Below are 13,593 nucleotides of genomic sequence, written 5' to 3'. Positions count from 1 at the left end.
AAGCCTGCTACAGGCGAACGACGCTACAGATTACTGAATACGTAGCTGGCAGTTAATTAATCCATCGAGTTTTCTGGATCAGTAAGAGGGCGGGCAGGCCACTCTCAAAGGCCATTGAGCGTCCGCTTTTCCTAATTACCGGAGGTGGGCATGTCCCAATCGGATGCGGCAAAGCCTGGAGCACGCAGGGCGTTCCTGAAAAACGTGGCGGTTGTCGGCGTGGCAACCGGATTTTCCGGGGCAGTTGGCGAAACGCTTGCGCAAGCCGGGTCGACAAACTCAACCAGTCCTGCTTCAAAGCCCGCGTCGCCCTCGACCATTGCATTGAATAAGCAATACGCCGATTTTCTTTCTTTCGCTGACGCCCAGGACTTTGAAGACGCAAAGCGCGGTCTCATCGCCACGCTCCCCGAGCCGGTCATCATCAAGGGGCAAGGCGAATTTCCGGCTTGGGACCTTCAGCAGTTCGCGTTTGTACACGGCGGCCCGGAAAACAACGCTCCATCAACGGTCAATCCGAGCCTCTGGCGCAACGCCAAGCTGAACATGAATCACGGGCTTTACACGGTGGTCGACGGCATCTGGCAGGTGCGCGGCTACGACCTCTCCGTGATGAGCATTATTCGGGGAGATCACGGCTATATTGTCGTCGATCCTTTTATTACGACCGAAGTAGCTTCGACGGTGTGGAAGCAGCTCGTCATTCCGCATCTTGGCGACAAGCCGATCACTCACGTCATCTACACGCACAGCCATGTCGATCACTATGGCGGTGTGCGAGGCCTCGTCAGTGACGACGATCTGAAATCGGGCAAGGTGCAGATTGTGGCGCCGGTTGGTTTCACTGAAGCTGCCGTCGGCGAGAACATCATCGCCGGCAATGCGATGGGGCGTCGCGCCAGCTACATGTATGGCTCACTGCTACCGCGCAGCCCGACGGGGATTGTCGATGGTGGTCTGGGAAAGACGACTTCGGTCGGTACTATCACGCTGGCGGTGCCCTCCATGTTTGCAGAAAAGACCGGCCAGAAACTGACGCTCGCGGCGTGGACATTGAGGTTCTGATGGCGCCGGAATCGGAGGCGCCTTCTGAGTTCATGTTTTATCTGCCGAAGTTCAAGGCGTTCTGCGCGGCGGAAGATGCCACTCACACGCTGCACAATCTGTACACGTTACGAGGCGCAAAAGTTCGTGATGGGCTGCTCTGGTCCAAGTACCTGCAAACGGCGCTCGATCTGCACGGCGACGATATGCAGGTCCTCTTTGCCTCGCATTATTGGCCTACCTGGGGCAACGACCGGATCAATGCTTTCCTGCGTGCGCAACGCGACATGTATCGCTATCTGCATGACCAGGTCATGCGCATGGCCAACACGGGCCAGACGCCGCTCGAGATTGGCGAGGCAGTCCGTCTGCCGGACAGCCTTGCGAAGCACTGGTATTGCCGGAGCTACTACGGCACGGTCTATCACGATGCCGTCGCGCAGTACAACCTGCGCCTTGGATTCTTTGACGGCGTGCCCGCAAATCTGCACCGCTTGCAGCCGACCGACAGCGGTAAGCGGTAAGCGGTATGTCGAGTACATGGGTGGAGCGGCTGCCGTTCTGCGAAGGGCGCACGATTCGTTTAATCAGGGCGACTACCGATGGGTGGCGGAAGTCGTCAACCACGTGGTGTTCGCGGATCCGCAAAACACCGCTGCCAAACAGCTGCTGGCGGACGCTTATGAGCAGCTTGGCTACCAGTCGGAGTCTGCGCCCTGGCGCAACTTCTATCTGACGGGAGCCATGGAATTGCGCAACGGCGTCAGGAAGGGACAGGCGCCCGCGCCGCAGAGCCCGGATACCATTCAGGCCATGCCGCTCGACATGTTCCTCGACTACCTTGGTATCCGGCTGAATGGTGAGCGAGCGAACGGGAAGACGGCGTCGTTCAATCTCGTACTGACCGATACGAAGGAAAACTGCGTGCTGGGCGTCGAGAACAGCGCGTTGCACTATTCAAAAGACAGAACCTCGAAATCAGCGGACGCAACGGTCACCATGACGCGCGCGGACCTCAACAGCATCATGATGGGGCAAACCAACATGCAGAAGCTGGTGATGGCGGGCAGCGCCAAAATCGACGGCAATAGCCAGAAGCTTGGCGAGTTCGTGTCCTGGCTCGACAACTTCGATTTCTGGTTCAACATCGTCACGCCTTGAGGTGAAACCATGTGCGCGATCTGCAACTTCAAGATTGATTTCGGCGTTGGTCATCCTCTTGCGCTGACCGTCGCGGTAGCGACCCGCAAGGCGATTGATGCGGGGATTGTCGAGCCGATCGACACCACGGGGGGCGCGCTCTCCGCGGTGCGCATGCGCATGTCCGCCGTCGAAGCGTTGAACCTGCTTCAGGCACGCATCGAAGCGGCTCACAGTGAAGACGCGCTGTTGGCGCTCCCCGACTTCCATGTGCTGCTTATTGAAAATGACACGTGGGGTTTCTTTCATGCGACCACGAATGGCTTCGACCCGGACGTTGTCCCCGAAATGCCTGACGTGACGACCACCGATGAAGCGAAACGCAGCAACATCGTCATCATGTCCGAGGCCGGCCTGCGAGCGTGGCTGGAACAACGCTTCGATATTGAGCTGGCTTTGCGCGAATCGCTGTTCATGATCGACACGCCTGCCAGTTCCACCGGGTCGCTAACGCAGATGCTCGCGATTGCGGAGCCGGCCGTCACCGATGATTGCTGAGGCGTGTTGAGCGTGCGGATAGGTCAGGGCGGCTGGCGAGGAGCGCATCATGGGTACGCTGACGGGCAAGATCAAGCATGAATTCATGAAAACGCTTCCGCCGACGATCTTCTTTTTCATCATCCTTCACATCGTCGCGATTGTCAGGGCGCTCATGATCAGAGGCTCGGGTATCTCGCTGCCTACGTCGACTTCGGTGCTTCTCGCGTCATTGATATTGGGTAAATCCGTTCTGGTCGCGGACATGTTGCCGTTCATCAATCGCTTTCCCGACAAGCCGCTTGTCTGGAACGTCGGCTGGAAGACGTTGATGTATGCGGCCGTCGCGCTCATCGTTCATTACTTTGAGCGGCTCTATGACTACTGGAAAGAAGCGCCCGGTCTCGTCGCGGCCAATGCGCAACTCTGGGCCGATGTCAGTTGGCCTCGCTTCTGGGCCGTCCAGATCCTCCTCGCAACGCTGATCTTTATGTATTGCGTGATTGCTGAACTTGCGCGGGTGATCGGCCGAAAAAAGCTGAGCGCGATTTTCTTCGGGCCCATGCCTTAACGGTCTGGATGAACAAACTTGTGTGAACTGCCGGCGGTGAGCCGCTAACACACCGCTTCAAGAAGCAGAAGAACGGGACCGCTAGTCAGGGGCGGCCGGCATTGCCATCGAATCTGGGCCGCTGCACACAGCACGTGAAAATGGAGCGCGTGGCCATCGCGGCAAAAGCAGGACCTATCAAGCACATGGTCAACTGAAGTTGCTCCAATGCCGCAATCCGCGTGTGTATTTCAAGTACCTGCAGCGCGGATTGCCGGCGCGGCATGTCAGCGTCTCGGGCTCATTCGCGCGGTGTCGCGGAAGCCTCAACCGCGAACCGCCAAGGTGGCCACAATCAGAGCCGAGAAGACCAGCGCCGGGGCGAGATGCCCGAACGGCTCCCGGTTTCGTAGCAACGTGAAGAGCGCGCCGATCATGACCGCTCCGGCCAGCGTCAGGCCCAAGACTCTGGTTTGCTGCCAGGGAAGAAGTGCCGCACTCAGCAGTTCGAGCGCGCCGCAGAGCAACTGAAGCCACGCCGGGTAACCCCAGCGCGCGAAGTCCCGTTTTGCCGCGCCGCGTCGTGAGAGATTGATCACCCCGGCAATCACGAATAGAACCGCCAGGATCGTCGCGAGAATCGATTCGAAAGACAAGCTGTTCCACGCCATCGTCATGCTCCGTTGCTTTGCTGAAAGTGCGCTTGTGAAGAGAGGTCCGCAATCAGGCCGGGGCCGTGGGGTTCCCACGTCAGCACTCGCCGGGCGTGCTGGCCGCTGATCGCCTGGTCGAGCGCCAGTGCGTCAGCGAACGGTCCAAGCGATTGGCGCGCATCGGCGAGCGGCCAGAGTTCGACGCGATCGGCGCCGACCGACGCCCGGATCGCTTCACCCATCTCGGCAACAGCAACGGCATCTTCCGTGACCACGTTGAAGATCTGTCCGGCGACTCGCACCTCCCCGCTTGTCGCCTGCTCGATCGCGCTGAGGTAAGCCGTGGCGAGATCATCGACGTGAACGGCGGGCCAGTGATTACGACCATCGCCAACGATCCTCACACTGCCGGTCTTACGGGCCATGCCCGCAAGCATGCCGAAGACGCCGCCGCCGTAGCCGTGCACCATCGCCGGTCTGAGAATCGCTGCGGCGATCGAGCGGCTCGCTGCCAGCGCCAGCACCTGTTGCTCCACGGCGGGCCGCCAGGCAATGAGCGGTGTCGGGTTCAGCGCCGATGCTTCCGTCGCGGGCCCTCCCACCGTATTGCCGTAGACCCAGGTGCCCGACGTATAGACAAATGCCGCGCCCGGACGCAAATGCGAAAGCATCGCTACCGCCGCAGCCTCATCAACAGCAGCGGCGGAAGCATCGTTGGTCGACGCGGCGTGCACCACGCCATCGGCGGCACCGGCAGCCGCCGCGAAAGACTGCGGCTCACGCAGGTCGCCCGCATGCAGTTTCACACCGAGACGCGCCAGCGCGCTGGCGGCCGATGACCTGTCCTGGCGCACCAGCGCAGTCACCTGATGGCCGAGGCTGATTGCCTTGCGCGCGACCGCTTGCCCGATGTAGCCCGTACCACCCGTAATGAACAGTTCCAAAGCGCTCTCCTTGATGATCGCCTGTGAAATCGATAAATCAGATGAACGAGACTTGTCGGTCTCGTTTCGACAAAGGTAAACGAGACTGCCCAGTCTTGTCAACCGTTCGATGATCTGCTATCTATGCCGTATGAACGCTTTCTCTTCCCCTGACCTGAGCCCGCTGCAACGCCGCAAGCGGTCCGCGATCCTCGACGGCGCGAAAGCCGTTTTTTTAAGCCAGGGTTTTGGTCTCGCCACGATGGACGACGTCGCGGCGACCGCTGGCGTCGGCAAACAGACGGTCTACCGCCACTTCAAGTCGAAGGAGGCACTCTTCGTGGGTCTGGTGAGCTCGATGTGCGCTGAGATCGGCGGACTTCTTGCGGGCGCTCTGCACGAGCCATCCGATGGATCGCCTGAAGTCGAGTTGCACGAGTTGGGATGGCTGCTCGCACGAAGCCTGATCGCGCCGGATTACCTGCGGCTTTACCGGGCGATCGTCGCTGAGGCCGAGCGCCTTCCGGAACTCGGTCAGGTGTTCTACGAAAATGGTGCAAAGGTCGTGCGTGCGTTCGCCGCAAGAATTCTGCGGAAGAGATTTGATGAGCCGACTGCTGCATTGCGGGCAGCAACGTTCGTTCAGTTGGTGCTGGGCGACGCGTATCTGGAACTGTCAATTGGCTACAGCGTGCCCGATGTTGACGCGCGCTTCGCGCTGCAGATTGACGAGGCGGTGGCGGCTGCGCTTCGTTGAAGGTACTGATTTCTTTGTCTGTTCACACGGCGAACTGAAGGGTTGCGTTGGATCGAGCGGGTGAATTCGCCATGAGAGGTTGTCAAACGGCGACAGTTGATGCGCCCCGCTAACCGCTGGGGCTTTCAACCACGCGTTGTCAAATGAAGCATGGTGTAGTGTTCGTAATGACCAACCCCGTTCTTCACGATCGGGTCTTCCGATGTCAGCGCGGAAATATCCTGATCATCGGCGATCTGGTAGAGCGATACGCCGTAGCCACCAGCGTCATCAATCACGGGCCCATGAGCGACGATCAGCCCTTTATCGAGGAGCTCGTTCAGAAAGACTCCATGCTGCCTCATCCATTCCTTTTCACCGGCAGACATCGTCGCGAGGAAATCCGCACGCGGCGGAATAAATTTGCAAAGATAATATTTCATCGTTAAAGTCCTCTCATTTAGCAAATTGACTGTCATTCCCAAATTCACGCCGACTGCGGTTTTGCCAACTGATTTTCTTTCGTCGGGTAGTGTGTCGCGTAACTGAAGGATTGATGAGCGCCGGTAGCTTCATTTCGCGGCTGTTACGCTCTTCAGTATTGAACCTTCGAACATTTTTGGTGCGTAGTTTTGAAGGAAAAGAATCATGCCTGTCATTTTTCCGACAGGATTACTGAATTTCGGTTCACTGGCGTTAATCAGCCGAGTAATGGTATTGATAACCGCGTCTGGTGCTTCCGCTTCGTCTATGCCTTTTTGCGTCGCGGCTGTCACCTGCTTCCGGTATGTGTTGTAGTCCGCGATACTGCCGCTGCCCGCGGAGACAGCATTCTGGCTAAGGTTGGTTTTGAACCAGACCGGCTCCACCATGCTAACTTTAATGTTGAACTGATTCAGTTCGAAACGTAACGACTTGAAGAACCCCTGAACCGCGTGCTTGGAAGCAGCGTAATACGACAGGTTCGGGGGGCCGATTAGACTTACGATGGAACTGACAGTGATAATCTGCCCCTGCTTCTGTGCCCGGAACTTTGGTAGCAAGGCATTTGTCACCTTGACCGTGCCCCAGAAGTTGGTCTCAAACTGTTGCCTCCCCAATTCGATTGGCGTTTCTTCCGCGATCCCTGTGACCATGTAACCTGCATTATTAACCAGTACGTCCAGCTGTCTAATGTGTCGGAACAATTCGTCGGCAAACGCTTCGATGGAGCCGTCTTCATTGATGTTCAGGCGCAACAGTTTGAATGGCACCTTACCCGCGTATTTTTCCGGCTCACGGCTGGTGCCTATCACATTGAAACCTTGTTGATGGAGGTGATTGGCAAGCATCAATCCAAAACCCGACGATGCGCCCGTAATCAGGACAGTTTTTTTCATGTGTGCTTCCCCAAAGATACGGCATGTTGTCTCAGCCATGCAGGCCGGGATGAGTAGTTCGCGGTCGGCGCTGGCAGTATCTGACGACTGCTGCAACCAGCCCGGTAAAATCATCGAATCGCGCCATGCCGCGTTTGCAATGATGAATAACCAGCCTGGCGCACGTGATTTGACGGCACCACTGGCATAAGCAGCACTTTGCCGTCGAGTCGCGTCACGCGCACTCGCCGAACGCGCCAATCAAACTGCCAAACGCGCCAATGATTGCGTACGCCGTTGGCGCGATCGGCGAGTGCGCTGTCGTGATCGACCGCGTAAACTTCGTCCATGTCTATAGAACACACAATCCCGTTGAATGGCTACCGCAGCCCCCCGCTGGGGTATGCCGTGTGGCCGGGCTGGCGGTTACTGATGCAAGACGCAGGATTGGCAACGCCGAGCGTGCTGCGCCGCGCACAGCTTCCGGGCGATCTGTTCGCCCGCCAGAACGTGCGTCTGAACTCGCCGGATTTCTTCAAACTCTGGCGGGCCATCGAGGCGGAAGCCGAGGCTGTGCGGGCAGACTGTCCGGCGCCCTTGCAGGTTGCACAGGTGATGTCGTCCGACTGGTTCGACCCGGAGCTCTTTGCTGCGCTCTGCAGTGCGAACATGGAGGGGGCACTTCACCGCATCGCAAAGTACGTCAGGCTGGTCGCGCCGATCGAGATCAACGTGGCACGAACGGCGACGCACTGTAGGGTCACCATCGACTTCCTGGACCGCACGGAGTCTCCACCGAGCGTGTTCCTCGCGTTCAAGCTGGTGTTCTTCGTGCAGCTCGCACGGCTCGCTACGCGCAGCCACGTGCGACCGTTGCGGGCAGGTTGGCCCGTGCAGCCGGGATCGGAGTCGGACCTCCGTGCATACGAGGCGTATTTCGGCGTACCGGTCGACTGCACCGCATTGGCCACGCTTGTTTTTGCTGCGGAAGACGTTGAACGTCCCTTCCTGACCGAGAACCACAAGATGTGGTCATATTTCGAGCCCGCCCTGCGTATGCGACTGGCGGAGTTGGACCGAACCGCCAGCATGGCGGAACGCCTGCGCGGCGTGCTACTCGAGGCGTTGCCGGCTGGTGAACTGACGATGGATGTCGTCTGCCGCAAACTCGGTGTCAGCACTCGGACCCTGCAGCGCAAGTTGAAGACTGAAGGTACCAGTTTCCAGGAGACGCTGGACGTCCTGCGCGAGTCGCTCGCAAAACACTACCTGACGAATTCGTCGATGTCCGGCGCAGAGATCTCATTTCTGCTGGGTTTTGAGGATCCCAACTCGTTTGCGCGGGCATTTCAGGCGTGGACGGGGAAGACGCCACAGGCAGCGCGTTTGGCGCTCAGGAAACCCGACTCCTGACTCGCTTCGCAATCGGTATTCAGGGTTTGGCACTGGCTTCCGTCGCCTGCCACCGTCACACCTAACCAGCTACCCGTGTTGCATCGACGGGTTCAATCCGCAGCGCGAAACGGACAGCGTGAGAGGGTCGATTGCCGCTATCAGAGCCGGAAGAAGCCTTCGCCCCTGATTCGACGTCGCCACGGTGTATCCGCCTATAGCAGAACTGTTGGCGATCCACACGCCGACGTGCCGGCGGCCGACAAATAAATCCGATGGAGGAAACCGCGGAGTGCTCCGCTGTGTGCGGAACTCGCCGGTAACGGAGTCACTCCGTCGTTGCCGACGTGCCGCTACCGTCATTGCGCGCGGGTTCGCCCGCGGTCGCCGACGGGCTCGTTGACGCCAGAATCGCGTCGCGGCAAACCGCCAGGATTTCGTCGGCCAGTGGCGAATCGTCCGGGCAGGCGCGCGACATGACAATGGCACCGACGGCGTGCGCCAGTATGTCGAGGGACCGGGCTCGCGCTTGGCCCGCATCCGCATCGCCCGACGCAGTGCCCTCGGGGCTCAGCGCAGCCAGCAGGCTCTCAATGCCGGCCGCGAACGTGGCACGGACTGCTTCCGGTTGACGCGCGGCATCCCCGCCCAGTGCGGCCATCGTGCAACCGGTCGCGCGGGTGTCGCGGTGCTCGCGAGAAAGGTAGTACCGCACAAACTCAGGCGCCTCCACGTCAGCGCTCAGCGCCACGGTCTGCGCGATGCCGCAGGCCGCCGATTCCGCCATCAGGTCGGCCTTGGAGCGGAACTGTTTGTAAAAGCCGCCGTGGGTGAAGCCGGCGGCGCCCATCAGATCGGCAACGCCAACCCCATCATAGCCGCGCTCCCGAAACAGTTTCGACGCCGTCTCGACGACGTGTTCCCGATTGGCCTGCGCCTGTGCCTTGGTGATCTTCATTTGCTGACCACTGTGAGTGCATATCTGCGAAGGTTCCATTATACATTGATGTTGATCATCATCAAAACTTGACAAGTTAGATTATGATCGTCATCATTGTGTCCATTCCCAATCCTGGAAGCCGACGCAACATGACCGACAAGACGCTTTTCGAGCCCTACGCCCTTGGCCGCCTGACACTCGCCAACCGCTTTGTCATGGCTCCGCTGACCCGCAATCGCGCTGGCGCGGGATTGGTACCCAGCGAACTGGCCGCGACCTACTACGCCCAGCGCGCCTCGGCCGGCCTCATCGTCACGGAGGCCACCCAGGTGTCAGCTCAGGCTCAGGGCTATCAGGACACTCCCGGCCTGTACACGTCCGAGCAGATCGCCGGCTGGCGCAAGGTCACTGAGGCTGTGCATGCGAGGGGTGGACGCATCTTCGCGCAACTCTGGCACGTCGGCCGTGTTTCGCACGTCGATGTCCAGCCCGGCGGCGCTGCGCCGGTCGGCCCTTCGGCCATTCGCGCGGAGACGAAAACCTTCGTCAACAACGGATTTGTCGACGTGTCCCAGCCCCGTGCGCTGGCGCTTGTCGAGTTGCCGGGCATCGTGAATGATTTCCGCCTGGCTGCGGCCAACGCTATCGCGGCCGGCTTCGACGGCGTAGAAATCCACGGTGCCAACGGCTATCTGCTGGAGCAGTTCATTAAGGACGGGGCCAACCAGCGCACTGACGCCTACGGCGGCTCAATCGAAAACCGTGCGCGTCTGTTGCTGGAAGTCGTTGCTGCAGTGGTGGAAGAAATTGGTGCCGATCGCGCCGGCGTCCGCATCTCGCCTGTGTCGCCGGCAAACGGCATCTCGAGCAGCGATCCCCAGCCGCAGTACGACTACATCGCCGCGCAGCTCAGCGCGCTGGGCATCGTCTACCTGCACGTGGTCGAGGGCGCGACCGGCGGCCCGCGCGATGTCGCACCGTTCGACTACGACGCGCTGCGCCGTCGGTTCAGGCAAACCTACCTGGCGAACAACGGCTACGACCTGGAACTCGCTACTGCCAGGCTCAACGAGGGTAAAGCAGACCTGTTCGCCTTCGGCCGTGCATTCATCAGCAACCCCGATCTGGTCGAACGCCTGAAGACCGGCGCACCGCTGGCGCAGCCCGACTTCGCCACGCTCTATGGTGGCGGCGCTGCGGGCTACACCGACTACCCGTCCATCATCGCCTGAGGCGAGCGCAGCTTGCGTCCACCATCCGAACCTCTCTTGCAAAGGAATTAGCTCATGACCACGCTTCCGACAGTTCTCATCACGGGCGCCTCCTCTGGTATCGGCGCCACGTACGCGGAGCGCTTCGCCGGCCGCGGCCACGACCTCGTGCTGGTTGCACGCGACAAGGCCCGCCTCGATGCTCTCGCCGCGCGCCTGCGTGAGGAAAGCGATGTGGCCGTCGACGTGCTGCAGGCCGACCTGACCCGGCCTGAGGATCTGGCCGCGGTCGAGACTCGCCTGCGCGACGACGCTCGCATAGCATCCTGATTAATAACGCCGGCATGGGCCAGGCCGGTAGCTTCGTGCAGCAGACCGCTGAGGGCATCGAACGCCTGATCACGCTCAACACCACGGCGCTGACACGGCTCGCTGCCGCGGTCGCTCCGCGCTTCGTGCAGTCGGGTACCGGCGCGATCGTCAACATCGGCTCGGTGGTGGGTCTCGCGCCCGAGTTCGGCATGTCGATTTACGGCGCCACCAAGGCCTTTGTGCTGTTCCTGTCGCAGGGATTGAACCTCGAGTTGTCGCCCAGCGGCGTCTACGTGCAGGCGGTGCTCCCGGCGGCGACCCGCACGGAGATCTGGGGGCGCGCCGGCATCGACGTCAATACGCTTCCCGAGGTGATGGAGGTCGGCGAACTGGTTGATGCGGCGCTGGTCGGCTTTGATCGTCGCGAACTCGTCACCATCCCGCCGCTGCACGTGGCGGGGCGCTGGGACGCGCTGGATGGCGCGCGTCAAGGGCTCCTGTCGGACATTCGGCAGGCGCACGCGGCCGATCGCTATCGGTCAGAAGCGTGACCCCTGCGGCTTCTGTCATACCCCAAGCCAGCAATGCCTTATCGTGCGGCTAGAAGCGTGAGCACGTCTGGCCACCGACGTGGACCCCGGAAAGCTCGCACACGCACCCGGGTGGTCGCCGTGGCCGAAGTGCCTGGCCTTGCAGATGCGGTGCTCCAGGGCTAGGTGGGTGGCCGCACTATCGTGGACGTCAACGCGTGAAGGCCGCCCCTCAAGGAATCGATGATGATCAGTTTCAACCCAGATAGCCAATCGGCAACATCCTATGCCCACGCACAGAACAACGAGGTCAGGGTGGGGGGAACCACTTTCGCTTACCGCGAACTAGGCCCGCACGGGGGTATCCCGCTGATGCTGCTCAACCATTGGGGCGCCGTGCTGGATAATTTCGACCCGCGCATCGTCGATGGCCTGGCCCGCAAGCATCGCGTGATCGCGATCGACTACCGGGGAATCGGTTCTTCCGGTGGCATTGCGCCCGTGAGCGTGGACGAGATGGCGCACGACACCATCGCGTTGATCCGCGCGATGGGTTTCGATCAGGTTGATCTGCTCGGCTTTTCGCTCGGCGGCTTCGTGGCGCAGGACGTGGCGCTCAAGGCGCCGGATCTGGTGCGCAGGCTCATCCTCACAGGCACAGGACCCGCGGGCGGCCAGGGAATCGATCGCGTGGGGGCTACGTCCTGGCCGCTGATGCTCAAGGGTCTGGTGACGATGCGCGATCCCAAGACCTATCTGTTCTTCACCGCCACCACCAACGGCCGACAGGCAGCAAGCGCTTTTCTGAAGAGGCTCAAGGAACGCAAGGCCGGGCGCGACAGGGGGCCGACACCCCGCGCCTTGCTTCGCCAACTCAAGGCGATCAAGGCGTGGGGCCAGCAGGCGGCGCAAGACCTTACCCGCCTGCGCATGCCTGTCCTGATCGCCAATGGAGACAACGACATCATGGTGCCCACCGCATTGAGCTCTGACATGGCCCGCCGCATTCCCCACGCGCAGCTCGTCATATACCAGGACGCCGGGCACGGTGGCATCTTTCAGTATCACACCGACTTCGTGATCAAAGCACTGGAGTTTCTGGCGTGATGAATCCTTCGCGGTCGGCGACAGGTACCCAACATTGAATTTAGAACACCATGAAAGCACTCACCTTCAAACGCTATGGCAAGTCGCCCGAGATCGGGTTTGCCGAAGTGCCTCGCCCCACGCTAAAGCCTGATGAACTGCTGGTCCAGGTCCACGCGGCGGGGTTGAATCCAATCGACAACATGATTCCGGCAGGGACGTTCAAGCCCGTCCTCAAATTCGAATTGCCGGCTACGCTCGGCAGCGATATTTCTGGTGTGGTGACCGAGGTCGGCAGCAGTGTGACGCGTTTCAAACCGGGTGATGCCGTCTTTGCCAGCCTCTTCGATCTCGGTAGGGGCTCGATCGCCGAATTCGCGGCGGTGCCGGAGCGCGTTGCGGCATCGAAACCGGTCAACCTGGACTTCGTGCAGGCTGCCGCCGTTCCGATGGTCGGGCTTACCTCCTGGCAGGCGTTGAAGGAGCGCGCTAATATCCGAGCCGGCCAGAAGGTGTTCATTCCTGCAGGGGCCGGCGGTATCGGCACGTTTGCGATCCAGTTGGCAAAGCACTTCGGCGCCAGGGTCGGAACGACCACCAGTACGGGCAACGTCCAACTCGTAACCAGTCTGGGCGCCGACGAGATCGTCGACTACAAAAAGCAGGAATTCGAAAAAGTGCTGCGCGGCTACGACGTAGTGCTTGGCACTATCAGAGGTGATGCGATTGAAAAATCCATAGGCATCCTTAAAGCCGGGAGCAAGATTGTGTCTCTCATCGGGCCGCTGGACGCGGCGTTCGCCCGTGCTCGCGGGCTAAACTTCATTCTAAGGTTGGTATTCGGGCTAATGAGCCGCACGATCATGCGGCTTGCGAAAACGCGGGATGTGACCTATTCATTTCTCTTCGTACGTCCCGATGGAACCCAGCTCTCCGAAATTGGCGAACTCCTCAAGTCAGAACAGGTTCGTCCAGTGATTGACAAGGTGTTCCCGTTTGACCAAGCGAAGGAAGCGCTTGAATATCTGGCCCAGGGACGCGCCAGGGGCAAGGTCGTTGTGAGAATCAAGTGAGCTGCCAACGGTTGACGGCTGACTGTGCAGGTTCTCGCCCGAGCTTTTGAAGAGGCGGAGCCGCGACCAGGTCCAGACTCAAGAGAGAACCGGATGGCCTCCCAGGGA

General features: G+C 60.2%; 15 protein-coding genes and 1 pseudogene. 11 read left to right on the top strand and 5 right to left on the bottom strand.

Annotation, left to right across the window (positions count from 1 at the left end; translation table 11 throughout):
- Positions 1 to 150 precede the first annotated feature (150 nt).
- The 5 genes from B0G80_RS47365 to B0G80_RS32115 are packed head-to-tail and all read left to right on the top strand — an operon-like array spanning position 151 to position 3,292.
- Positions 151 to 1,065 carry an MBL fold metallo-hydrolase gene (locus tag B0G80_RS47365; protein WP_258879096.1) on the top strand — a complete coding sequence of 305 codons (915 nt, stop codon included), beginning with the start codon at positions 151 to 153 and terminating at the stop codon, positions 1,063 to 1,065.
- Positions 1,065 to 1,568 carry an alkyl sulfatase dimerization domain-containing protein gene (locus B0G80_RS47360; RefSeq protein ID WP_258879095.1) on the top strand — a complete coding sequence of 168 codons (504 nt, stop codon included), beginning with the start codon at positions 1,065 to 1,067 and terminating at the stop codon, positions 1,566 to 1,568. Before B0G80_RS47365 ends, B0G80_RS47360 begins: the two co-directional genes overlap by 1 nt.
- Before the next feature lie 16 nt (positions 1,569 to 1,584).
- Positions 1,585 to 2,205, top strand: coding sequence for an alkyl sulfatase C-terminal domain-containing protein (locus tag B0G80_RS47355; RefSeq protein WP_258879094.1), 621 nt, complete (start codon positions 1,585 to 1,587; stop codon positions 2,203 to 2,205).
- Between the two features lie 9 nt (positions 2,206 to 2,214).
- The gene (locus tag B0G80_RS32120) at positions 2,215 to 2,742 is read left to right on the top strand and encodes a hypothetical protein (protein ID WP_116121911.1); all 528 of its coding nucleotides are present in this window, start codon (positions 2,215 to 2,217) and stop codon (positions 2,740 to 2,742) included.
- Positions 2,743 to 2,791: 49 nt separating this feature from the next.
- On the top strand, positions 2,792 to 3,292 hold the full coding sequence (locus B0G80_RS32115; RefSeq protein ID WP_116121910.1) for a hypothetical protein: 501 nt from the start codon (positions 2,792 to 2,794) through the stop codon (positions 3,290 to 3,292).
- A gap of 305 nt (positions 3,293 to 3,597) precedes the next feature.
- Here B0G80_RS32115 and B0G80_RS32110 read toward each other — a convergent pair whose 3' ends face one another.
- Both B0G80_RS32110 and B0G80_RS32105 read right to left on the bottom strand, forming a co-directional pair.
- Positions 3,598 to 3,942 carry a DoxX family protein gene (locus tag B0G80_RS32110; protein ID WP_116121909.1) on the bottom strand — a complete coding sequence of 115 codons (345 nt, stop codon included), beginning with the start codon at positions 3,940 to 3,942 and terminating at the stop codon, positions 3,598 to 3,600.
- Positions 3,943 to 3,944: 2 nt separating this feature from the next.
- Positions 3,945 to 4,868, bottom strand: coding sequence for an NAD-dependent epimerase/dehydratase family protein (locus B0G80_RS32105; RefSeq protein WP_116121908.1), 924 nt, complete (start codon positions 4,866 to 4,868; stop codon positions 3,945 to 3,947).
- 130 nt (positions 4,869 to 4,998) lie between these two features.
- Between B0G80_RS32105 and B0G80_RS32100 the strand changes: the two genes are divergently transcribed.
- Positions 4,999 to 5,604: a TetR/AcrR family transcriptional regulator gene (locus B0G80_RS32100; protein ID WP_116123799.1), complete on the top strand. Its 606-nt coding sequence runs from the start codon at positions 4,999 to 5,001 to the stop codon at positions 5,602 to 5,604.
- 125 nt (positions 5,605 to 5,729) lie between these two features.
- On the opposite strand, the gene B0G80_RS32095 is transcribed toward B0G80_RS32100, so the two are convergent.
- Entirely contained in the window at positions 5,730 to 6,026 is a 297-nt protein-coding gene (locus B0G80_RS32095; RefSeq protein ID WP_116121907.1) for a YciI family protein, read from the bottom strand.
- 129 nt (positions 6,027 to 6,155) lie between these two features.
- A complete protein-coding gene (locus B0G80_RS32090) occupies positions 6,156 to 7,202 on the bottom strand; it encodes an SDR family NAD(P)-dependent oxidoreductase (protein ID WP_258879093.1) in 1,047 nt (348 codons plus the stop codon).
- Between the two features lie 171 nt (positions 7,203 to 7,373).
- On the opposite strand from B0G80_RS32090, the gene B0G80_RS32080 reads away from it, so the two are divergent.
- Complete coding sequence (locus B0G80_RS32080; protein WP_116121905.1) at positions 7,374 to 8,354, top strand: AraC family transcriptional regulator; 981 nt, start codon at positions 7,374 to 7,376, stop codon at positions 8,352 to 8,354.
- Between the two features lie 307 nt (positions 8,355 to 8,661).
- Here B0G80_RS32080 and B0G80_RS32075 read toward each other — a convergent pair whose 3' ends face one another.
- Positions 8,662 to 9,291: a TetR/AcrR family transcriptional regulator gene (locus B0G80_RS32075; RefSeq protein WP_116121904.1), complete on the bottom strand. Its 630-nt coding sequence runs from the start codon at positions 9,289 to 9,291 to the stop codon at positions 8,662 to 8,664.
- Between the two features lie 131 nt (positions 9,292 to 9,422).
- Between B0G80_RS32075 and B0G80_RS32070 the strand changes: the two genes are divergently transcribed.
- The 4 genes and pseudogenes from B0G80_RS32070 to B0G80_RS32055 all read left to right on the top strand — a co-directional run bounded on the left by B0G80_RS32070 (position 9,423) and on the right by B0G80_RS32055 (position 13,485).
- Positions 9,423 to 10,505 carry an alkene reductase gene (locus B0G80_RS32070; protein ID WP_116123797.1) on the top strand — a complete coding sequence of 361 codons (1,083 nt, stop codon included), beginning with the start codon at positions 9,423 to 9,425 and terminating at the stop codon, positions 10,503 to 10,505.
- A gap of 54 nt (positions 10,506 to 10,559) precedes the next feature.
- Positions 10,560 to 11,347: pseudogene (locus tag B0G80_RS32065) on the top strand (SDR family NAD(P)-dependent oxidoreductase).
- 225 nt (positions 11,348 to 11,572) lie between these two features.
- On the top strand, positions 11,573 to 12,433 hold the full coding sequence (locus B0G80_RS32060; protein ID WP_116121903.1) for an alpha/beta fold hydrolase: 861 nt from the start codon (positions 11,573 to 11,575) through the stop codon (positions 12,431 to 12,433).
- A gap of 50 nt (positions 12,434 to 12,483) precedes the next feature.
- Positions 12,484 to 13,485: an NADP-dependent oxidoreductase gene (locus tag B0G80_RS32055; RefSeq protein ID WP_116121902.1), complete on the top strand. Its 1,002-nt coding sequence runs from the start codon at positions 12,484 to 12,486 to the stop codon at positions 13,483 to 13,485.
- The last annotated feature ends 108 nt before the right edge of the window (positions 13,486 to 13,593 follow it).

This window comes from Paraburkholderia sp. BL6669N2, assembly GCF_003387275.1.
Lineage (GTDB): Bacteria > Pseudomonadota > Gammaproteobacteria > Burkholderiales > Burkholderiaceae > Paraburkholderia.
Note: the sequence above shows the minus strand (reverse complement) of the source record. Positions and strands in the feature narration are given on the sequence as shown.

Excerpts from the sequence above, each read along its gene's own strand:
- B0G80_RS47365 (WP_258879096.1), top strand. The coding sequence starts at position 151 with ATGTCCCAATCGGATGCGGCAAAGCCTGGAGCACGCAGGGCGTTCCTG.
- B0G80_RS47360 (WP_258879095.1), top strand. The coding sequence starts at position 1,065 with ATGGCGCCGGAATCGGAGGCGCCTTCTGAGTTCATGTTTTATCTGCCG.
- B0G80_RS47355 (WP_258879094.1), top strand. The coding sequence starts at position 1,585 with ATGGGTGGAGCGGCTGCCGTTCTGCGAAGGGCGCACGATTCGTTTAAT.
- B0G80_RS32120 (WP_116121911.1), top strand. The coding sequence starts at position 2,215 with ATGTGCGCGATCTGCAACTTCAAGATTGATTTCGGCGTTGGTCATCCT.
- B0G80_RS32115 (WP_116121910.1), top strand. The coding sequence starts at position 2,792 with ATGGGTACGCTGACGGGCAAGATCAAGCATGAATTCATGAAAACGCTT.
- B0G80_RS32110 (WP_116121909.1), bottom strand. The coding sequence starts at position 3,942 with ATGGCGTGGAACAGCTTGTCTTTCGAATCGATTCTCGCGACGATCCTG.
- B0G80_RS32100 (WP_116123799.1), top strand. The coding sequence starts at position 4,999 with ATGAACGCTTTCTCTTCCCCTGACCTGAGCCCGCTGCAACGCCGCAAG.
- B0G80_RS32095 (WP_116121907.1), bottom strand. The coding sequence starts at position 6,026 with ATGAAATATTATCTTTGCAAATTTATTCCGCCGCGTGCGGATTTCCTC.
- B0G80_RS32080 (WP_116121905.1), top strand. The coding sequence starts at position 7,374 with ATGCAAGACGCAGGATTGGCAACGCCGAGCGTGCTGCGCCGCGCACAG.
- B0G80_RS32075 (WP_116121904.1), bottom strand. The coding sequence starts at position 9,291 with ATGAAGATCACCAAGGCACAGGCGCAGGCCAATCGGGAACACGTCGTC.
- B0G80_RS32070 (WP_116123797.1), top strand. The coding sequence starts at position 9,423 with ATGACCGACAAGACGCTTTTCGAGCCCTACGCCCTTGGCCGCCTGACA.
- B0G80_RS32060 (WP_116121903.1), top strand. The coding sequence starts at position 11,573 with ATGATCAGTTTCAACCCAGATAGCCAATCGGCAACATCCTATGCCCAC.
- B0G80_RS32055 (WP_116121902.1), top strand. The coding sequence starts at position 12,484 with ATGAAAGCACTCACCTTCAAACGCTATGGCAAGTCGCCCGAGATCGGG.